21 protein-coding genes are annotated in these 19,351 nt (G+C 71.9%); 5 read left to right on the top strand and 16 right to left on the bottom strand.

Annotated elements, in window-relative coordinates; translation table 11 throughout:
- Positions 1 to 151: 151 nt before the first annotated feature.
- Complete coding sequence (locus AC02VZ_RS03775; RefSeq protein ID WP_432053946.1) at positions 152 to 1,981, top strand: endonuclease/exonuclease/phosphatase family protein; 1,830 nt, start codon at positions 152 to 154, stop codon at positions 1,979 to 1,981.
- 260 nt (positions 1,982 to 2,241) lie between these two features.
- Here AC02VZ_RS03775 and AC02VZ_RS03770 read toward each other — a convergent pair whose 3' ends face one another.
- Positions 2,242 to 2,604 carry a DUF3618 domain-containing protein gene (locus AC02VZ_RS03770; protein ID WP_362088890.1) on the bottom strand — a complete coding sequence of 121 codons (363 nt, stop codon included), beginning with the start codon at positions 2,602 to 2,604 and terminating at the stop codon, positions 2,242 to 2,244.
- The gene (locus AC02VZ_RS03765; RefSeq protein WP_362088891.1) at positions 2,601 to 3,017 is read right to left on the bottom strand and encodes a phage holin family protein; all 417 of its coding nucleotides are present in this window, start codon (positions 3,015 to 3,017) and stop codon (positions 2,601 to 2,603) included. Before AC02VZ_RS03765 ends, AC02VZ_RS03770 begins: the two co-directional genes overlap by 4 nt.
- 157 nt (positions 3,018 to 3,174) lie before the next feature.
- Between AC02VZ_RS03765 and dapA the strand changes: the two genes are divergently transcribed.
- Positions 3,175 to 4,128 carry a 4-hydroxy-tetrahydrodipicolinate synthase gene (dapA, locus tag AC02VZ_RS03760; RefSeq protein WP_476474493.1) on the top strand — a complete coding sequence of 318 codons (954 nt, stop codon included), beginning with the start codon at positions 3,175 to 3,177 and terminating at the stop codon, positions 4,126 to 4,128.
- Between the two features lie 386 nt (positions 4,129 to 4,514).
- On the opposite strand, the gene dapD is transcribed toward dapA, so the two are convergent.
- The 11 genes from dapD to AC02VZ_RS03705 form a co-directional block, all read right to left on the bottom strand.
- Complete coding sequence (gene dapD / locus AC02VZ_RS03755) at positions 4,515 to 5,510, bottom strand: 2,3,4,5-tetrahydropyridine-2,6-dicarboxylate N-succinyltransferase (protein WP_468109846.1); 996 nt, start codon at positions 5,508 to 5,510, stop codon at positions 4,515 to 4,517.
- A gap of 73 nt (positions 5,511 to 5,583) precedes the next feature.
- Positions 5,584 to 6,156 (bottom strand): TetR/AcrR family transcriptional regulator, encoded by a 573-nt coding sequence (locus AC02VZ_RS03750; protein ID WP_476474492.1) that lies wholly within the window; start codon positions 6,154 to 6,156, stop codon positions 5,584 to 5,586.
- The gene (locus tag AC02VZ_RS03745; protein ID WP_432053950.1) at positions 6,156 to 6,476 is read right to left on the bottom strand and encodes a DMT family transporter; all 321 of its coding nucleotides are present in this window, start codon (positions 6,474 to 6,476) and stop codon (positions 6,156 to 6,158) included. Before AC02VZ_RS03745 ends, AC02VZ_RS03750 begins: the two co-directional genes overlap by 1 nt.
- A 239-nt stretch (positions 6,477 to 6,715) precedes the next feature.
- Complete coding sequence (locus AC02VZ_RS03740; RefSeq protein ID WP_432053951.1) at positions 6,716 to 7,048, bottom strand: metal-sulfur cluster assembly factor; 333 nt, start codon at positions 7,046 to 7,048, stop codon at positions 6,716 to 6,718.
- Positions 7,045 to 7,509, bottom strand: a complete 465-nt coding sequence (gene sufU / locus AC02VZ_RS03735; protein ID WP_164337499.1) for a Fe-S cluster assembly sulfur transfer protein SufU — start codon at positions 7,507 to 7,509, stop codon at positions 7,045 to 7,047. Before sufU ends, AC02VZ_RS03740 begins: the two co-directional genes overlap by 4 nt.
- A gap of 14 nt (positions 7,510 to 7,523) precedes the next feature.
- Positions 7,524 to 8,780, bottom strand: a complete 1,257-nt coding sequence (locus AC02VZ_RS03730) for a cysteine desulfurase (protein ID WP_476474491.1) — start codon at positions 8,778 to 8,780, stop codon at positions 7,524 to 7,526.
- Positions 8,777 to 9,541, bottom strand: a complete 765-nt coding sequence (gene sufC, locus AC02VZ_RS03725; protein ID WP_164347659.1) for a Fe-S cluster assembly ATPase SufC — start codon at positions 9,539 to 9,541, stop codon at positions 8,777 to 8,779. Before sufC ends, AC02VZ_RS03730 begins: the two co-directional genes overlap by 4 nt.
- A gap of 7 nt (positions 9,542 to 9,548) precedes the next feature.
- Positions 9,549 to 9,866, bottom strand: a complete 318-nt coding sequence (locus AC02VZ_RS03720) for a non-heme iron oxygenase ferredoxin subunit (protein WP_164337496.1) — start codon at positions 9,864 to 9,866, stop codon at positions 9,549 to 9,551.
- Complete coding sequence (sufD, locus tag AC02VZ_RS03715; protein ID WP_164337495.1) at positions 9,863 to 11,044, bottom strand: Fe-S cluster assembly protein SufD; 1,182 nt, start codon at positions 11,042 to 11,044, stop codon at positions 9,863 to 9,865. The genes AC02VZ_RS03720 and sufD overlap by 4 nt, the downstream gene beginning before the upstream one ends.
- Positions 11,045 to 11,103: 59 nt before the next feature.
- Entirely contained in the window at positions 11,104 to 12,525 is a 1,422-nt protein-coding gene (gene sufB, locus AC02VZ_RS03710; protein WP_432053955.1) for a Fe-S cluster assembly protein SufB, read from the bottom strand.
- Positions 12,522 to 13,235: a helix-turn-helix transcriptional regulator gene (locus AC02VZ_RS03705; RefSeq protein ID WP_432053956.1), complete on the bottom strand. Its 714-nt coding sequence runs from the start codon at positions 13,233 to 13,235 to the stop codon at positions 12,522 to 12,524. Before AC02VZ_RS03705 ends, sufB begins: the two co-directional genes overlap by 4 nt.
- A 295-nt stretch (positions 13,236 to 13,530) precedes the next feature.
- On the opposite strand from AC02VZ_RS03705, the gene AC02VZ_RS03700 reads away from it, so the two are divergent.
- The 3 genes from AC02VZ_RS03700 to AC02VZ_RS03690 all read left to right on the top strand — a co-directional run bounded on the left by AC02VZ_RS03700 (position 13,531) and on the right by AC02VZ_RS03690 (position 16,439).
- On the top strand, positions 13,531 to 14,454 hold the full coding sequence (locus tag AC02VZ_RS03700) for an ABC transporter ATP-binding protein (RefSeq protein WP_432053957.1): 924 nt from the start codon (positions 13,531 to 13,533) through the stop codon (positions 14,452 to 14,454).
- An 88-nt stretch (positions 14,455 to 14,542) separates the two neighbouring features.
- Positions 14,543 to 15,313, top strand: coding sequence for an ABC transporter permease (locus AC02VZ_RS03695; RefSeq protein ID WP_432053958.1), 771 nt, complete (start codon positions 14,543 to 14,545; stop codon positions 15,311 to 15,313).
- 130 nt (positions 15,314 to 15,443) lie between these two features.
- A complete protein-coding gene (locus tag AC02VZ_RS03690) occupies positions 15,444 to 16,439 on the top strand; it encodes a COX15/CtaA family protein (RefSeq protein ID WP_432054076.1) in 996 nt (331 codons plus the stop codon).
- A 162-nt stretch (positions 16,440 to 16,601) separates the two neighbouring features.
- Here the strand turns inward: AC02VZ_RS03690 and AC02VZ_RS03685 are convergent, their stop codons facing one another.
- From AC02VZ_RS03685 to AC02VZ_RS03675, 3 genes are all read right to left on the bottom strand, one after another.
- Positions 16,602 to 17,708, bottom strand: coding sequence for an amidohydrolase family protein (locus AC02VZ_RS03685; protein WP_476474490.1), 1,107 nt, complete (start codon positions 17,706 to 17,708; stop codon positions 16,602 to 16,604).
- An 86-nt stretch (positions 17,709 to 17,794) separates the two neighbouring features.
- On the bottom strand, positions 17,795 to 18,139 hold the full coding sequence (locus tag AC02VZ_RS03680; RefSeq protein WP_432053959.1) for a hypothetical protein: 345 nt from the start codon (positions 18,137 to 18,139) through the stop codon (positions 17,795 to 17,797).
- Between the two features lie 97 nt (positions 18,140 to 18,236).
- The gene (locus tag AC02VZ_RS03675) at positions 18,237 to 19,190 is read right to left on the bottom strand and encodes a heme o synthase (RefSeq protein ID WP_432053960.1); all 954 of its coding nucleotides are present in this window, start codon (positions 19,188 to 19,190) and stop codon (positions 18,237 to 18,239) included.
- Positions 19,191 to 19,351 lie beyond the last annotated feature (161 nt).

The raw sequence follows: 19,351 nt of genomic DNA, 5'->3' as shown, positions 1-19,351 counted from the left end.
CCCGTCGCACCCGTCGGACCCCCCGCACGCCGGGCCGTCCCCTCACGGGTGCGGTCCGCACCGTTCCCGCCGGCCCCGCTGTCCCCGTGCTCGCGTTGTCCACGTTCCACCCTCGTCCCGGCGCTCCACACGTCCCCGGAGGGAAATTCCGTTGCCGCTCACACCGTCCGCGCGTCTCGCCGCGCTCACCGTCGCCGCCGTCTGCTCGGCGGCGTCGACCGTCGTCCTCAGCTCACCGGCGCACGCCGACTCCGTGCGCATCCACGACATCCAGGGCGACACCCGGATATCGCCGTACGCCGGCCGCCAGGTCGCCGATGTGGCCGGAATCGTCACCGGCGTGCGCACCTACGGCTCGTCCCGCGGCTTCTGGATCCAGGATCCGCAGCCGGACGCCGACCCGGCGACCAGTGAGGGCGTGTTCGTCTACACCGGATCGACCCCCCAGGGCGTCGCCGTGGGCGACGCCGTCAGCGTCTCCGGCACGGTGACCGAATACGTTCCCGGCGGCCTCGCCTCCGGCAACCAGTCGCTGACGCAGATCAGCCGCCCCACGGTCACGGTGACCTCCGGCGGCAACCCCGTCCCGGCCCCCTTCACCCTGGACGCCCGGTCCGTGCCGGCCGCCTACACCCCGGACGGGGACCCCGCCGCGGACGGCTCCGTCAACGCCCTCCCGCTACGCCCGGACCGCTACGCCCTGGACCGGTACGAGTCCCTGGAGGGCATGAACGTCCGGGTCGCCGACACCCGGGTGGTCGGGGCCACCGACCCGTACACCGAACTGTGGGTCACGGTGAAGCCGTGGGAGAACCGGAACGCCCGGGGCGGCACGGTGTACGGCTCCTACGACGCCCAGAACACCGGCCGCCTGCAGATCCAGTCGCTGGGCAGCGCCGCGGACTTCCCCGACGCGAACGTCGGCGACCGGCTCGCCGGCACCACCTCGGGTCCGCTGGACTACAACCAGTTCGGCGGCTACACCCTGGTCGCCAACGAGCTCGGCACCCTCCGGGAGGGGGGCCTGCGGCGCGAGAGCACCCGCAAGCAGCGGGCGGGCGAACTCGCCGTCGCCACCTACAACGTGGAGAACCTCGACCCCTCCGACGACACCTTCGCCGCGCACGCCGCCGCGATCGTGGACCACCTGCGCTCGCCGGACATCGTGGCCCTGGAGGAGATCCAGGACAACAGCGGTGCCACCGACGACGGCACGGTTGCCGCGGACCTGACCCTGACGAAGCTGATCGAGGCCGTCGAGGCGGCCGGCGGACCGCGCTACGCCTGGCGTTCGGTGGACCCGGCCGACAAGGCGGACGGCGGCCAGCCCGGCGGCAACATCCGCCAGGCGTTCCTCTACAACCCGGAGCGGGTCTCCTTCACCGACCGGCCGGGCGGCGACGCCACCACCCCCGTCGGCGTCACCAAGGTGCGCGGCAAGGCGGCGCTGACGCACTCCCCCGGCCGCGTCGACCCGGCCTCGGCGGCCTTCGAGGACAGCCGCAAGCCCCTGGCCGGCGAGTTCGTCTTCCGGGGCCGGACGGTCATCGTGATCGCCAACCACTTCGCCTCCAAGGGCGGCGACCAGAGCCTGACCTCGCAGTACCAGCCGCCGGCCCGCGGTTCGGAGACCCAGCGCCACCTCCAGGCGCAGGCGGTGCACGACTTCACCGCCGAGGTCCTGAAGACCGAGAAGAACGCGCGCGTCGTCGCCCTGGGCGACATCAACGACTTCGAGTTCTCCCGGACGACGCAGATCCTCCAGGGCGACGGAGTGCTCTGGCCGGCGATCAAGTCCCTGCCGAGGAGCGAGCGTTACTCGTACGTCTACCAGGGCAACAGCCAGGTGCTGGACCAGATCCTGATCAGCCCCGCGATCCGCCGGAGCTGCGCGTTCAGCTACGACAGCGTGCACATCAACGCCGAGTTCCACGACCAGATCAGCGACCACGACCCGCAGGTCCTGCGCTTCCGGCCGTGAGGGGGACGCCGTGGTGAGCGCCTGAGGGAGGCCACGGTGCGCGGCGGGCCCCCGCGGTCCGCAGCCGTGGCGGAAGGGCTCGGCGCGTGCCTGCGGCCGTCAACGGCGCGGTCGGCGCCCGCGAGGGTCGCCCGCGACGGCCCGACGTGTGGCAGCCGCGGTGCGCGGCCGTCATACGTCGGGCCGGCCGGACGGAAGGAACCGTCCGGCCGGCCCGAGGCGCACCCCGCGTCCTGCGTCCCCCGCGGGACGCGTCCCGCTCAGCGGTGACTGCTCTGGCGGCGCAGGACGACCCCGGCGGCCACCACCGCTCCCGCCGCCGCCCCCGCGATCAGCACCGGGCGCGGGTGCCGGCGCCCGTCCCGGCCGACCTGCGTGGCACTGCTGCGCAACTGCACGGACATCGCCCCGGCCTTGTCCCGCAGGTCCTCCGCCCTGGCCCGGGCCCGCCCCTTGACGTCCATCTTCCCGGCCAGCTCCTCGACGGTGTCGCCCAGTTCGTGGCGGGTCCGCTCGATCTGCCGACGCAGTTCGTCCGGCCCCTTGGCGCCCCGCGCGGCGGCCTCACCCCCCGCGGTGGAGCCGGAGCCGGCCCCGCCCGTGCCCGTCACGTCCTGTGTCATCGGTGTGCCCTTCCCTTGATCTCCTCCACGTCGGCCTTCACGCTCCCCAGCGCCTCCTCGGGCGTGGCGGGTGTGGCCCGGCGCAACTGCGCGCGTCCGGCCACGGCCAGCACACCCGCGATCGCGAACAGCACGGCCGTGACGATCAGTGCCGCCAGCCAGACGGGCAGCACCAGCGCCAGCGCCGCCGCACCGGTACCGGCGAGCGCCAGCAGACCGGCGTAGGCGAAGGCTCCAGCGGCTCCGAGCATGCCGCCGCCCCGCCCGGCGCGTTTGCCCTTGGCGGCCAGCTCCTCCTTGGCCAGGGCCACTTCCTGCCGGGCGAGCCGGGAAAGCTGTTCGGTGGCCTGTCCGACGAGCTCACCCACGCTGTGCTCGTCGCGAACCGGCCGGTGGTTGATGGTTCCGGTCACAGTGGTCCGCCTCCTCTCGGTAGGAAGGCACCCGAGTACCCGCCCCGCGCCACGCCTACGCCTGGACACGGCTCACCCCGACTGCGCAGCACTGCTTACACATACCGGCAAGAAAAAGTAAGTGGAGCTTCACGGTCGCCGCGTCGAGACTGATCCCATGACTCCTCCGGCTCCCCCGCAACCCCCGGCACCCCCGACGACCTCCGCTACCGCTCCGCCGCCCGCACCGCCCTTCGGCCGTGCCCTGTGCGCGATGGTCACGCCGTTCACCCCCGACGGCGCCCTGGACCTCGACGGCGCCCAGCGCCTCGCCGACCACCTGGTGACCCGGGGCTGCGAGGGCCTCGTCCTGTCGGGCACCACGGGCGAGTCGCCCACCACCACGGACGCGGAGAAGTCCGCCCTGATCACGGCGGTGCGCGAGGCCGTCGGCGACCGTGCCCGGATCGTCGCGGGGGTCGGCACGCCCGACACCGCGCACACCGCCGGCCTGGCCCGGCAGGCCGAGTGGGCGGGCGCCGACGGCCTGCTGCTGGTCGCCCCGTACTACAGCAGGCCCCCGCAGGACGCGATCGAGGCCCACTTCCGGGAGATCGCCGACAGCACGGGCCTCCCGGTGGCCCTCTACGACATCCCGGCCCGCACGGGCACCCGCATCGAACCGGACACCCTGCTCCGGCTCGCCGGGCACCCCCGGATCGTGGCGGTCAAGGACTGCTCGTACGACTTCCTCGCCGCCCAGAAGGTCATCGCCGCCACCGGCCTCGCCTACTACGCGGGCTGCGAGGAGCACCACCTGGCCCTCTACGCGGTCGGCGGCGCCGGTTACGTCAGCACGGTCGCCAACGTCGCCCCGGGCCACCTGCGCGCCGTGCTCGACGCCTTCGACGCGGGCGACACGGCCCTCGCGGCCCGCCTCCAGCACGCGGCGATCCCGCTCATCGAGGCCGTCATGGCGAGCGGCCTCCCCGGCACCGTCACCACCAAGGCCCTGCTCACCGCCCTGGGCCTCCCGGCGGGCCCACCCCGCCCACCGCTCCGCCCCGCCGACCACGCGACGACGGACCGCCTCAGGGCACTCCACGAGGACCTGCTGATGCCCTCGGCCTGACCGCGCACGGAGCGGAGCGGTCACCGGTCCCCGACCGCGATCCGCCGAAGAACGACACGGCAGGCGCTCGCCGTTCCGTCGCTGCCCGATGCAAGCACCGGCGGGAGGACGCCCCGGTTCCCGGCCCGCCCGGTCAGCCCGAGGAAGCCGCTCCGCTGCCACCCGCTCGGGGCCACAGAAACCTGATCCCCCAGCCGCCCCCAGCCACCTCCCCACAGGCGGCTCGACAGCCGGGGACCCGCCCCGCCCTCAGCACGCGCGAGCGCCCTCCCGGGCGTCGCGGGGACGCGGAAGGGCGCTCGGCGATGACCGACACCACCAGCCGCCGGGGACCCGACAGCGGGTCGAAGGGCGTCGATCGGCGGGCGGCCGACGGCCGCCCGCCGTCAGTTGTGGCTGTGCAGGACCTCGTTCAGCCCGCCCCAGTTGGCGTGGTTGGGACGGGCCTCGACGGTGCCGCTGACGGAGTTGCGGCGGAAGAGGATGTTGGAGGCGCCGGACAGGACGCGGGCCTTGACGATCTCGCCGTCGGGCATGGTGATGCGGGTGCCCGCCGTGACGTACAGGCCGGCCTCGACCACGCACTCGTCGCCGAGGGCGATGCCGACGCCCGCCTCGGCACCGATCAGGCAGCGCTCGCCGATGGAGATGATGACGTCGCCGCCGCCGGACAGCGTGCCCATGGTGGAGGCGCCGCCGCCGATGTCGGAGCCGTCGCCGATGACCACGCCGGCCGAGACGCGGCCCTCGATCATCGAGGTGCCGAGGGTGCCGGCGTTGAAGTTGACGAAGCCCTCGTGCATGACCGTGGTGCCGGCGGCCAGGTGGGCGCCCAGGCGGACCCGGTCGGCGTCGGCGATGCGGACGCCCTTGGGGGCCACGTAGTCCGTCATGCGCGGGAACTTGTCGATGGAGGTGACGGTCAGGTGCAGGCCCTCGGCGCGTGCGTTGAGGCGCACCTTCTCGACGTCGTCCACGGCGACCGGGCCGAGCGAGGTCCAGGCGACGTTGGCGAGGCAGCCGAAGATGCCGTCCAGGTTCTGGCCGTGCGGGCGGACCAGGCGGTGGGAGAGCAGGTGCAGGCGCAGGTAGGCGTCGTGCGCGTCGACCGGCTTCTCGTCGAGGGAGGAGATGACCGTGCGGACCGCGACCACCTCGACGCCCCGGCGGGCGTCCGGGCCGACCGCCGCGGTCGCTCCCCCGCCGAGGAGTTCGGCGGCGCGCTCGGCGGACAGCCGCTCGGTGCCGGACGGGCCCTCCGCGGACGCTGCGGTCAGTTCGGGCGCGGGGTACCAGGTGTCGAGGACGGTGCCGTCGGCGGCGATGGTGGCGAGGCCGGCGGCCACTGCGCCGGAGGGGCTCTGAGCAGTCGTGTCGGTCATGAGGGCAACCTAACCGGCCGGGGCCCGGCGAGGCGAACCGGTGGGCCCGCCGTCTCGGGTGGCGGTCCGCCGGTCAGCCGCGGACGTCCTGGCCGGGGTGCGGTGGGCCCGGCGGGATGACCCGGGCGAGGGCCTCGCGCGCGAACCCCTCGTCGTAGGGCGTGTCCGTGAGCAGGACCTGGAGGCAGATGCCGTCCAGGAGGGCGACCACGGCGCGGGCGGTGACGGGGTCGACGCGGTGGGCGAGTTCGGCGGTGACGCCCTCGCTCCACTCGGCGGCGACCGGGCGCAGGGCGGGGCGGCGCAGGGCGGCGAGGTAGAGCTCGTACTCCAGCTCGACGCCGGTGCGTTCGCCGGCCAGCCACTCCCCCATCACGGAGGCGAGTTCGGCCGCCAGGTCGGTGCGGGGGTCGCGCAGGCCGGGGTGGGCGGCGACCACCTTGGCGAAGCCCTCGTTGGCCTGGCGCAGGGCGGCGACGAGCAGTTCGTCGAGGGTGCGGAAGTGGTAGGTGGTGGAGCCGAGCGGGACGTCGGCCTCCGCGGCCACGGTGCGGTGGGTCAGCCCGGCGATGCCCTTGCGGCCCACCACGCGGATGGCCGCGCCGATGATCCGCTGCCGGCGTTCGGGGTCGTAGCGCCGGGCCATCAGTGCGCACCCCCCATGTTGAGCACCACCACTCCGACGATGATCAGACCGATGCCGACGGCCTTGACCGCGGTCAGGCCCTCCCCCATGAAGGCCACGCCGATGGTGGCGATGGCGGCGGTGCCCACCCCGGACCAGATGGCGTAGGCGGTGCCGATGGAGAGGGTGCGCAGGGTCTGCGCGAGGAGGCTGAAGGAGATCACGTAGCCGATCAGGGTGAGCAGCGACGGCCAGAGCCGGCTGAAGCCGTCGCTGTACTTCATGGCGGTGGTGGCACCGACTTCGGCGACGATGGCCCCGGCCAGCAGCAGATATCCCATGTGTACAAGCGTACCCAACGATGTGGACGGTCGTACACACCGCCGCCGTGGGCGCGCCGGTCCGGCGCGCCCACCGCTCCCTCCGGCCGCTCTGGGCCCTCTTCAGCCGCCTCCGGACGCCTCCGGCCCCCTCCGGACGCCGAGGCGGCGGACACGACGACGGCCCCCGGCGGGATCGCCGGGGGCCGTCGTGCGGTCGGTGCGCCGTACGCGAGTACGCGGTGCGCGGTATGCGGGTCTCAGACGTTGAAGCCGAGTGCCCGCAGCTGCTCACGGCCGTCGTCCGTGATCTTGTCGGGGCCCCACGGCGGCATCCAGACCCAGTTGATGCGCAGCTCGTTGACCAGCCCGTCCGTGGCGGACTTGGCCTGGTCCTCGATGACGTCCGTCAGCGGGCAGGCCGCCGACGTCAGGGTCATGTCGATGGTCGCCACGTTGGACTCGTCGACGTGGACGCCGTAGATCAGGCCGAGGTTGACGACGTCGATGCCCAGTTCGGGGTCGACGACGTCCATCAGGGCCTCGCGGACCTCTTCCTCCGAGGCCGGTTTCATCTGCACGGTCTCGCTCATGCCGTTGTCCTTTCGGCGTCGGAGCCCAGAGCCTGGGCCGTCGCGTCCTTCCACGCCATCCAGCTGAGGAGGGCGCACTTCACCCGGGCCGGGTACTTGGAGACCCCGGCGAACGCGACCGCGTCCTCCAGGATCTCCTCCATCGCGTCGTCCGGCTCGATCTTCCCCTTGGACTGCATCAGCTCCAGGAAGGTCTCCTGGACCCGCTGTGCGTCGGTCAGATCTTTGCCGACCAGCAGTTCGTTCAGCACGGAGGCGCTCGCCTGGCTGATCGAGCAGCCCTGCCCCTCGTAGCTGACGTCCCGGACGGTCGTGCCGTCGTACTTGACCCGCAGGGTGATCTCGTCACCGCACGTCGGGTTGACGTGGTGCACCTCGGCGTCGCCATCCCGCAAGCCCCGCCCGTGCGGGTTCTTGTAGTGGTCCAGGATGACTTCCTGGTACATCGAATCCAGCTTCACGCCCAGCCAGCCCCTCAGCCGAAGAAGTTCCGTACGTGCTCCAGTCCGTCGACCAGAGCATCGATCTCGGCCGGCGTGGAGTACAGATAGAACGACGCTCGCGTGGTCGCAGGAATTCCGTACCGGAGGCAGACCGGGCGGGCGCAGTGGTGGCCGACCCGGACCGCGAGGCCCTGTTCGTCGAGGACCTGGCCCACGTCGTGCGGGTGGATGTCCCCGAGGGTGAAGGAGATCGCCGCCGCGCGGTCCTCGGCCGTGGCGGGGCCGATGATGCGCAGGTCGGGGACCTCTCCCAGCCGCTTGACGGCGTACTCGGTGAGCGCGTGCTCGTGGGCGAGGATCTTGTCCATGCCGATGGCCTGGAGGTAGTCGATCGCCGCGCCGAGGCCGACCGCCTGCGCGATCGGCGGGGTGCCCGCCTCGAACTTGTGCGGGGCGGGCGCGTAGGTCGACGAGTGCATCGACACGGTCTCGATCATCTCGCCGCCGCCGAGGAACGGAGGCAGGTCCTCCAGCAGTTCCTGGCGGCCCCACAGGACGCCGATGCCGGTCGGACCGCACATCTTGTGGCCGGTGAAGGCCACGAAGTCGGCCTGCAGCGCCTGCACGTCGACCGGCATGTGCGGGGCGGCCTGGGAGGCGTCGATGCAGACGAGCGCGCCGACCTCCTGGGCGCGGCGGACGATCGCCTCGACCGGGTTGAGGGTGCCCAGGATGTTGGAGACCAGCACGAAGGAGACGATCTTCGTCTTCTCGGTGATGACCTCGTCGATGTTGGACAGGTCGAGCCGGCCGTCGTCGGTCAGGCCGAACCACTTCAGCTTCGCTCCGGTGCGCTGCGCGAGCAGCTGCCACGGCACGATGTTGGAGTGGTGCTCCATCTCCGTGATGACGATCTCGGTCTCGTGGTCCACGCGGTAGGGCTCGTCGGCCCAGCCGAGCATGTTCGCCACGAGGTTGAGCGACTCGGAGGCGTTCTTGGTGAAGATCACCTCGTCGCGGCTGGGCGCGTTGATGAACGCGGCGACCTTGTCGCGCGCGCCCTCGTACAGCGCCGTGGCCTCCTCGGCGAGCACATGCACACCGCGGTGGACGTTGGCGTTGTGGCGCTCGTAGTACTCACTGAGTGCGTCCAGCACCGGGCGCGGCTTCTGCGAGGTCGCCGCGTTGTCCAGGTACACGAGCTTCCGGCCGTCGTGGACCTGACGGTCCAGGACGGGGAAGTCCTTGCGGATCGCCTCGGTGTCGAGGAGGCCCGGCAGCAATGTCACGCGGATGCGCCACCCTTCGTGTATGCCTCGTAGCCCTCGGCCTCCAGCTTGTCGGCCAGTTCGGCCCCGCCGGACTCGACGATGCGGCCGTCGGCGAACACGTGGACGTGGTCGGGCTTGATGTAGCGCAGGATGCGCGTGTAGTGCGTGATGAGCAGGGTGCCCACGTCACCGGACTCGCGGACCCGGTTGACGCCCTCGGACACGATGCGCAGGGCGTCGACGTCCAGGCCGGAGTCGGTCTCGTCGAGGACGGCGACCTTCGGCTTGAGCAGCTCCAGCTGGAGGATCTCGTGGCGCTTCTTCTCACCGCCGGAGAAGCCCTCGTTGACGTTGCGCTCGGCGAAGGCCGGGTCGATGTTGAGGCGCTCCATGGCCTCCTTGACCTCCTTCACCCAGGTGCGCAGCTTGGGGGCCTCGCCGCGGATCGCGGTGGCGGAGGTGCGCAGGAAGTTGGAGACCGAGACACCGGGGACCTCGACCGGGTACTGCATGGCGAGGAACACGCCGGCGCGGGCGCGCTCGTCGACGGACATCTCCAGGACGTCCTCGCCGTCGAGGGTGACGGAGCCGCTGGAGACGGTGTACTTGGGGTGACCGGCGAGCGCGTAGGCGAGCGTCGACTTGCCCGAGCCGTTGGGGCCCATGATGGCGTGCGTCTCGCCCTGCTTCACGGTGAGGTCGACGCCCTTGAGGATTTCCTTCGTGGCGTTGTCGGCCTCGACGGTGACGTGCAGGTCTCGGATTTCAAGCGTTGCCATGGGTGCCTCAGGACTCCTGGGTGACGGAGACGAGCACGTCGTCCCCTTCGATCTTTACGGGGTATACGGGAACGGGGCGGGTCGCCGGGAGGGCGTCGGGCTTGCCGGAGCGGAGGTCGAAACGCGAACCGTGCAGCCAGCACTCGATGTGGCAGTCGTCCACCTCGCCCTCCGACAGGGACACGTTCGCGTGCGAGCAGATGTCGTTGATCGCGAACACCTCCCCGCAGGTCTGCACGATGGAGACCGGCGTGCCGTCGAGTTCCACCCGCTTGGGGGTGTCCTCCTCCAGCTCGCTCAGCCCGCAGGCGCGTACGAAGCTCATCCGACCGCCGCCTCCAGCTCCTCCTCGATCTTGGCGATCAGGCGCTCCTCGAGGTCGGCGACGCCGATCTGCTGGACCAGCTCGGCGAAGAAGCCGCGCACCACCAGGCGGCGGGCGTCCTTCTCCGGGATGCCGCGGGCCATCAGGTAGAACAGCTGCTCGTCGTCGAAGCGGCCGGTCGCGGAGGCGTGGCCGGCGCCGACGATCTCACCGGTCTCGATCTCCAGGTTGGGCACGGAGTCGACCCGGGCGCCGTCGGTGAGCACCAGGTTGCGGTTCATCTCGTAGGTGTCGGTGCCCTCGGCCGCGGCCTCGATGAGGACGTCGCCGATCCACACGGCGTGCGCGTCGTCGCCCTGGAGCGCGCCCTTGTAGACGACGTTCGACTTGCAGTGCGGGACGTTGTGGTCGACCAGGAGGCGGTGCTCCTGGTGCTGGCCGGCGTCGGTGAAGTACAGGCCGAACAGCTCGGCCTCACCGCCGGGACCGGCGTAGGCGACCCGCGGGTGCAGCCGGACGACGTCGCCGCCGAAGGTGACGACGACCGACTTGAAGGTGGCGTCGCGGCCGACCAGCGCGTTGTGCTGGGCGGCGTGCACGGCCTTGTCGTCCCAGTCCTGGACCGAGACGACGGTCAGCTTGGCGCCGTCGCCGAGCACGAACTCGACGTTGGCGGCGAGCACCGCGTCGCCGGTGTGGTCGATGACCACGACGGCCTCGGCGAAGGCGCCGAGCTCGATGACCTGGTGGGCGTAGGCGGTGCCGCCCTCGCCGTGCACCGCGATGCGGATCGGCTCGGTGAGGACGGCCTCCTTGGGCACGGTCACGACCGAGGCCTGCTCGAAGGCGGAGTACGCCTGGGCGGCGACGCGGTCCACCGGGGTGCCGGCGCGGCCGAGCCGCGCGTCGTCCCGGCCGACCGTCTCGACGACGACGCCCTCCGGCGCCTGGACGGCGACCTTGATGCCGCCGTCGGCGGTGGCGGTGCCGTCGTGCAGCCCGCGCAGCCGCTCCAGCGGGGTGAACCGCCACTCCTCCTCGCGGCCGTGGGGGACGGGGAAGTCCGCCACGTCGAAGGACGGGGGAGCGCTCATGCGGGTGGCGACGGTCGACTCGGCGGCCACCGCGATCGAACCAGCGGTCGCGGAACCGACCGGGATGTTAGGAGCCTCAGCCATGGCTGTCGTAGTGCTCGCTTTCCTTTGCGTAAGGGGGCTTGACGGAACGGCGCCGGTGGCTAGCCGACCGCGCCTTCCATCTGGAGCTCGATCAGCCGGTTGAGCTCGAGGGCGTACTCCATCGGCAGCTCCTTGGCGATCGGCTCGACGAAGCCGCGCACGATCATGGCCATCGCCTCGTCCTCGCTCAGACCGCGGCTCATCAGGTAGAAGAGCTGGTCCTCGGAGACCTTGGAGACGGTCGCCTCGTGGCCCATGGACACGTCGTCCTCGCGGACGTCCACGTAGGGGTAGGTGTCCGAGCGGGAGATCGTGTCGACCAGCAGCGCGTCGCAGAGCACGTTGGACTTGGAGCCCGGGGCGCCCTCGCCGATCTCGATCAGACCGCGGTAGGAGGTGCGGCCGCCACCGCGCGCCACCGACTTGGAGACGATGTTGGACGAGGTGTTCGGGGCCATGTGGACCATCTTGGCGCCCGCGTCCTGGTGCTGGCCCTCGCCGGCGAAGGCGATGGACAGGGTCTCGCCCTTGGCGTGCTCGCCCATCAGGTAGACGGCCGGGTACTTCATGGTCACCTTGGAGCCGATGTTGCCGTCGACCCACTCCATGGTCGCGCCCTCGTAGGCCACGGCGCGCTTGGTGACCAGGTTGTAGACGTTGTTCGACCAGTTCTGGATGGTCGTGTAGCGGCAGCGGGCGTTCTTCTTGACGATGATCTCGACGACCGCGGAGTGCAGCGAGTCCGACTTGTAGATCGGCGCGGTGCAGCCCTCGACGTAGTGCACGTAGGCACCCTCGTCGACGATGATCAGGGTCCGCTCGAACTGGCCCATGTTCTCGGTGTTGATCCGGAAGTAGGCCTGCAGCGGGATCTCCACGTGCACGCCCGGCGGCACGTAGATGAAGGAACCGCCGGACCACACGGCCGTGTTCAGCGCCGCGAACTTGTTGTCACCGGCCGGGATGACCGTGCCGAAGTACTCCTTGAAGAGCTCGGGGTGCTCCTTCAGGGCGGTGTCGGTGTCCAGGAAGATGACGCCCTGCTCCTCCAGGTCCTCGCGGATCTGGTGGTAGACGACCTCCGACTCGTACTGCGCGGCGACACCGGCGACCAGGCGCTGCTTCTCCGCCTCCGGGATGCCCAGCTTGTCGTAGGTGTTCTTGATGTCCTCGGGCAGATCCTCCCAGGACTGCGCCTGCTTCTCCGTGGAGCGCACGAAGTACTTGATGTTGTCGAAGTCGATGCCCGACAGGTCCGAGCCCCAGTTCGGCATGGGCTTCTTCTCGAACAGGCGCAGGCCCTTGAGGCGGAGCTTGGTCATCCACTCCGCCTCGTCCTTCTTCGACGAGATGTCCTTGACGACGTCCTCGTTGAGACCACGCCTGGCAGCGGCGCCGGCCTCGTCGGAGTCGGCCCAGCCGTATTCGTACGTGCCCAGCCCTTCGAGCTCGGGGTGGGCAGTCTCCGTGGGGAGAGTCATGCGGGGTTCCTCCCGGACGTGCTTGCAGGTGCGTGGTGGGAAATCTTCGGGATGTACGTCGTGCAGACGCCGTCGCCGTGCGCGATGGTCGCCAGCCGCTGCACATGCGTACCGAGAAGTTCGGCGAAAAATTCCGTCTCGGCCTCGCAGAGCTGCGGGAACTGTTCGGCGACGTGCGCGATGGGGCAATGGTGCTGGCAGAGCTGCTCACCGACCGGTGCGCTGCGCGCCGTAGCAGCGTACCCGTCCGCGCTCAGCGCCCTGGCCAGCGCCTCGGTCCGCTCCTCGGGGGGAGCGGCCTCGACCGCGGCCCGGTACGCCTCCGCCTGGGCCGCGATGCGGGCCCGGGCGAACGCGGCGACCGCGTCACCGCCGCCGAGCTGTTCGCCGATCCAGCGCAGGGCGTCGGCGGCCAGTTCGTCGTAGGACTGGTCGAACGCGTCCCGGCCCTCGTCGGTGAGCGCGAACACCTTGGCCGGGCGCCCGCGCGTGCGTGCGCCGTAGACCCGTCGTTCGCGTGCCGCCACGACGTTGTCCGTGACCAGGGCGTCCAGGTGGCGGCGCACGGCCGCCTGGGTGAGCCCGAGGCGCTCGGCCAGCTCGGCGACGGTCGACGGGCCGTGGTCCAGGATGGACCGGGCGACGCGGTTGCGGGTGGACCGCTCACCGGTTGCCAGTTCCTCGTGGGAAGCCTCGCCAACGTTTTTCACAACACCATTGTTGCGTAATTCATCGGGCCCGGGCAAGCCGCGTCCGGATCATGCGATCGTGCGCTGCATCACTTAGGCAAACCTAAGCCGACCTGCGGAAACGATCTTTGATCGATCAGCGGCGGGGGTCCGCACCCCGCCGGCCCGGGCCGCCCCGTGATCCTCCCGGCGGCCCTTCGGTGATCCTCCCGGCGGCCCTCCGGTGATCCTTCCGGCGGCCCTCCGGTGATCCTTCCGCACCGGTTCCCGCACCCCCGGACCGGGGCGCCCGGCACTCTCCCTAGACTCGTGACCCATGCGAAGCGAGCCCGTGGTCCAGGTCCAGGCCCTGGTGAAGCGGTACGGCCCGAAGACCGCGGTGGACGGCCTCGACCTGGTGGCCCGGCCGGGCGTGACCGCCGTGCTCGGACCCAACGGGGCGGGCAAGACGACCACCGTCGAGACCTGCGAGGGCTACCGGCGGCCGGACTCCGGCACCGTGCGCGTCCTGGGCCTCGACCCGGTGCGGCAGTCCGCCGAACTGCGGCCCCGGATCGGGGTCATGCTGCAGTCCGGCGGCGTCTACTCGGGCGCCCGCGCCGAGGAGATGCTGCGGCACGTGGCGAAGCTGCACGCGCACCCGCTGGACGTGGACGCCCTGATCGAACGGCTCGGGCTCGGCTCCTGCGGCCGGACCCCCTACCGGCGGCTCTCCGGCGGCCAGCAGCAGCGGCTCGCGCTCGCCATGGCGGTGGTCGGACGCCCCGAGCTGGTGTTCCTCGACGAGCCGACCGCCGGCCTCGACCCCCAGGCCCGCCGCGCCACCTGGGACCTCGTGCGCGACCTGCGCGACGACGGGGTCTCCGTCATCCTCACCACGCACCACATGGACGAGGCCGAACAGCTCGCCGACGACGTGGCGATCATCGACGCGGGCCGGGTCGTCGTCCAGGGCTCCCCCGAGGAACTGTGCCGGGGCGGCGCCGAGAACACCCTCCGCTTCGGCGGACGGCCCGGCCTGGACCTGGCCTCGCTGCTCAAGGCCCTGCCCCCGGACACCACGGCCGACGAACCGGCGCCCGGGTCCTACCGGGTGCTCGGCACGGTCGACCCGCAGCTGCTGGCCACCGTCACGTCCTGGTGCGCGCAGAACGGGGTCATGCCGGAGCGGATCTCCGTGGAGCGGCACACCCTCGAGGACGTCTTCCTGGAGCTGACCGGCAAGGAGTTGCGTTCATGACGGCGACCGGCACACCGACCGGCCGGGGGTCCGGGGGTCGCCCCCCGGGACAGCACAGCCTGGAGCCGACCGGCAAGGAGTCGCGTTCATGACGGCCACCGGCACGTACGCGCCCCGGCCCGGCGCCGCCCCACTGCCCCGCATGATCGCGGCGCAGGCGGTGCTGGAGACGAAGATGCTGCTGCGCAACGGTGAGCAGCTGCTGCTCACCGTGGTGATCCCGACGCTGCTGCTGGTGCTGTTCTCCACGGTGGACATCGTCGACACCGGTGAGGGGCGGGCCGTGGACTTCCTCGCCCCCGGCATCCTGGCGCTCGCCGTGATGTCGACGGCGTTCACCGGGCAGGCCATCGCCACCGGCTTCGAGCGGCGGTACGGGGTCCTGAAGCGGCTCGCCGCCTCCCCGCTGCCCCGCTGGGGCCTGATGACCGCCAAGTCGCTGTCCGTCCTGGTCACCGAGATCCTCCAGGTGCTCCTGGTGACCGTGATCGCCCTCGCCCTGGGCTGGTCGCCGCGGGGCAACCCGGTCTCGGTGTTCCTGCTGCTGGTGCTCGGCACCGCCGCCTTCTCCGGGCTCGGCCTGCTCATGGCCGGCACCCTCAAGGCGGAGGCGACGCTCGCGGCGGCGAACCTGGTGTTCCTGCTGCTGCTGATCGGCGGCGGGGTCGTGGTCCCGCTGGACACGTTCCCGGACGCGGCCCAGGGCGTCCTCGGTCTGCTGCCGATCTCCGCGCTGTCGGAGGGCCTGCGGGACGTCCTGCAGCACGGGGCCGGTGTGCCCTGGGGCAGCCTGGCCGTGCTCGCCGGGTGGGCGGTCGCCGGGCTGGCCGCCGCGGGGAAGTTCTTCCGGTGGGAGTGAGGGCCGGAGCCTCCGGCGGGAGTGAGGGCGGGACGAGGGCGCCCGCGCCGGGCGGACCGGGCCCCTCCGGTACCCCGGACCCTCGTGAAAGCGTGCACAAGCCGCCGCCTACGATGGACCCGTGCCAAACGTGACCCGCGCCGACGCCCCGAGCGCCCTGCGCAACCCGCTCGCCTTCATCGCCGCGCGCTGGACCCCGGATCCCCGGACGGTCCGGCGGGCGGCCCTCGCCGCGCTCGTCATGTCGGTGGTCATCGTGGTCACCGGCGGCGCCGTGCGGCTGACGGGCTCCGGCCTCGGCTGCCCGACCTGGCCCAAGTGCACCGAGGACTCCATCGCCGCCACCCGCGAGATGGGCGTGCACGGCGTCATCGAGTTCGGCAACCGGCTGCTGACCTACGTGCTCTGCGCGGCCGTCGGCTGGGCGATCGTCGCCGCGCGCTCCGCGAAGCCGTACCGGCGGGGTGTGGTCCGGCTCGGCTGGGCCCAGTTCTGGATCGTCATGGGCAACGCGATCCTCGGCGGGATCGTGGTCCTGGTCGGCCTGAACCCGTACACGGTCGCGGCGCACTTCATGCTGTCGTCGGCGCTGATCGCGGTGGCCACGGTGATGTGGCAGCGGGTCCGCGAGGGTGACGGGGAGCCCCGGCCGCTGGTCGGCAAGGCCGTGCAGCAGCTGGTGTGGTTCCTGGTGGCCGCCGCGGTGCTGCTGATCGCGGTCGGCACGGTGGTGACCGGTGCGGGGCCGCACGCGGGCGACTCCAGCGAGGTCGAGCGCATGCCGCTGGACTGGGAGATGGTCAGCAAGCTGCACGCCGTCCTGGCGTGGATCGTGGTCACGCTGACGTTCGCGCTCTGGTTCGTGCTCAAGGCCGTGGACGCGCCGAAGGGGCCGCTGCACCGCACGCGGGAGCTGTTCGTGATCCTGCTGGCGCAGGGGGCCATCGGTTACGTCCAGTACTTCACCGACCTGCCGGAGATCCTGGTCGGCCTGCACATGTTCGGCTCCTGCGTGATGTGGATCTGGGTCGTGCGGCTGCTGCTGTCCCTGCGGGAGCGCCCGGAGGAGGCGGTGACCGGTGGTCTGCCGGGCCCGTCCGCCGAGGCCGCGCTGACGAAGGCCTGACCGGCCCGCACCGCCCACCACCCTCCCCCGGCGGGCCGGCCCCGTACCGGACGGCCGGATGAGGCCGGACGGCTGGATGAGGCCGGACGGCTGGATGAGGCCGGACGGCTGGATGAGGCCGGACGGCCGGATGAGGCCGGACGGCTGGATGAGGCCGGACGGTCAGGCGAGGCCGTAGACCCGCTGCGCGTTGCCCTCGGCCAGCAGGCCCGCCACCCGTTCCGCGTCCGCCGGCGCCCACGCGCCCTCGGCGACCCAGGCGCCGAGCACCCGCCCGAGCGCCTCCCGGAACAGCCGGGCGCCCACGACGTGTAGTTCGGGCAGTCCGCGGGCGCCGCTGGAGAAGAGGATCTTGCCGAACGGGGCCAGCTCCAGGATTTCCGCGAGCACGGTCGCCGCCCGGGCCCCGGTCCGCACCAGGGCGGCCCCGGAGTCGGCGTAGACGTGCGGGAACACCCCGGCCAGGTGGGCGGCGTGCCGGTGGTAGGGGTAGCCGTGCAGCAGCACCAGGTCGGTGCCCAGCCCGGCGGTGGCCCGGACGAAGTCGCCCAGCAGCACCGGGTCGGCGCGGTCGACGGGGGCGCCGGGCGCGCCCAGTCCGGCGTGCAGTTGCAGCGGCCGGCCGGAGGCCACGGCGATCCACAGCAGGTGCCGCAGCAGCACCGGGTCGTCCAGCTCGTCGCCCACGCGGCGGGCGGCCAGCCAGCGGCCCGCCGCGCCCCGCACCTCCCCCGGGCCGGGCGGCTCGGGCGCCAGGGCCGTCCCGTGCCGCAGACCGGCGACGGAGGTGAAGGCGACCGCGTGCGCCGCCGCGCCGTGCACGGACTCCGCGAGGTTGGCGAGGAAGGACGCCACGGTGCCGGAGGTGTCGGCGACCTGTTCGGCGAGCTGTTCCAGGCGCACGATCTCGTGGGCGGCGGCGTTCCCGGCGGTGGCCAGTTCGGCGGGGCCGGTGAGGTCGCCGGGCAGCCCGGTGTCGACCAGGTAGGTGGTGATGCCGCTGCCCCGCAGCAGGCGGCGCCCGGCCTCGGCGACGCCCAGTTCCCGGCGCCGGGCCAGGTACCGGGCGGGCGGGCAGTGGGGCTCCAGGCCGAGCAGCGGCGGGCACCAGCGGCGTACCGCGAAACCGGTCTGGGTGTCGAAGAGGGTGGTGCCCGGGGCGGGCGGACCCTCGGTGCGCGACAGCTGGGCCTCGAAGGTGCCGAGGCCCAGCTCCGTGCGCAGCACGCCGTGGGAGTACTGGTCCACCAGGGACGGCGTGTCGATCATCCGGGCTCCCCGTGACGGACCGTGCGCGGGCCACCGACCCGTCGCCGGGCCCCGCGCTCCTACCGTCCTAACGGGTGAGGGCGCCCTCAGGTGTTGCTCGGGCCGCCCACCTGGATGCCCGCCATGCGGGACCACTCGTACGGGCCGGTCCGCACCCGGGAGGCGAACTCGCCGTCGAACTCCTCGTGGACGGTGATGCCCGCCTTCTCGACGGCCTGCCGGGCGATGTCGGTGGAGGGGGCCACCAGGTCGCCCCAGTCGCCGTTCTCGGCGACCAGGACGATGCGGGCGCCGCGTTCGCCCAGGTACGCGACGTGCCCCTCGGTCGTGCCGTGGCGCTTGGCGAAGCTGGTGATCTGCTGGGCGATCCGGTCCGCCTTGCGTGCGGCCTTCTGCGCGGCCTTCGGGTCCGCCTGCTGCGTGTCTGCCATGGTCAGGATGCTACCGACGGGTAGATCGAACGGCGACGGGCGGGGTCCGTGGCCTTGGCCACTGACCCCGCCCGCCGGGTGTCCGGGGCGCCGGCCGCTACCGCAGGAACGGGTCCACGGCGATGGCGACGAACAGCAGGGAGACGTAGGTGATGGACCAGTGGAACAGCCGCATCTCCTTGAGCTTGGCGCCCGTCACCTCGGCCTTGGCCCGGTTCAGCAGCGCGTGCGCCTCCCACAGCCACCAGCCGCCGGCCGCCAGGGCGACCGCGGTGTAGAACCAGCCGGTGTAGCCGAGCGGGGTCAGCAGCAGGGAGACGCCCACCATGACCCAGCTGTAGAGGACGATCTGCTTGGCGACGGCCTTGTTGCCGGCGATGACCGGCAGCATCGGCACGCCCACCCGCGCGTAGTCCTCCTTCACCTTCATCGACAGCGGCCAGTAGTGCGGCGGCGTCCAGAAGAAGATGACGAGGAAGAGGACGACCGGCGCCCAGGACAGCGAGTTGGTGACCGCGGACCAGCCGATCAGCACCGGCATGCAGCCGGCGATGCCGCCCCACACGATGTTCTGCGCGGTGCGCCGCTTCAGGATCATCGTGTAGACCACGACGTAGAAGAGGAGCGCGCCGAGGGAGAGCCAGGCCGACAGCCAGTTGACGGTGAGGCCGAACAGCAGGGTGGAGACGACCGCCAGGGTGATGCCGAAGGCCAGGCACTCGCGCGGGCTGACCATGCCGGTCACCAGCGGCCGCTGCGCGGTGCGGTCCATCAGGGCGTCGATGTCGCGGTCGATGTACATGTTGAGCGCGTTGGCGCCGCCCGCGGAGAGGTAACCGCCCACACAGGTGAGCAGCACCAGCGTCAGGTCGGGCACGCCCTGCTGCGCCAGGAACATCACCGGGACGGTGGTGATCAGGAGCAGCTCGATGATCCGCGGCTTGGTGAGAGCCACGAACGCCATCACGCGGGCCCCGAACGGCCGACGGGCCGGGCTCTGGCTGGCCCCCAGTACTCCCGGTGGACGGGATTCAACGGCCGTCACGCACACCCCTACAGAGACATCCCAGCGAGCCTCGGCGTGTGAAGCCACGGTAAAGGCCCGCGCGTACCACGCCACTGTAGACGTTGCCCAGACCCCGGCCTTCGCGGGGGTGGGCTCGTGTTGGCAGGTGCCGCCGGAAGGGGTGGCGCACGACGCTCCGACAGCCC

This window comes from Streptomyces sp. 3-6, assembly GCF_056323165.1.
The sequence above is the reverse complement of the archived record's forward strand: the minus strand, read 5'-3'. Positions and strand labels throughout refer to the sequence as shown.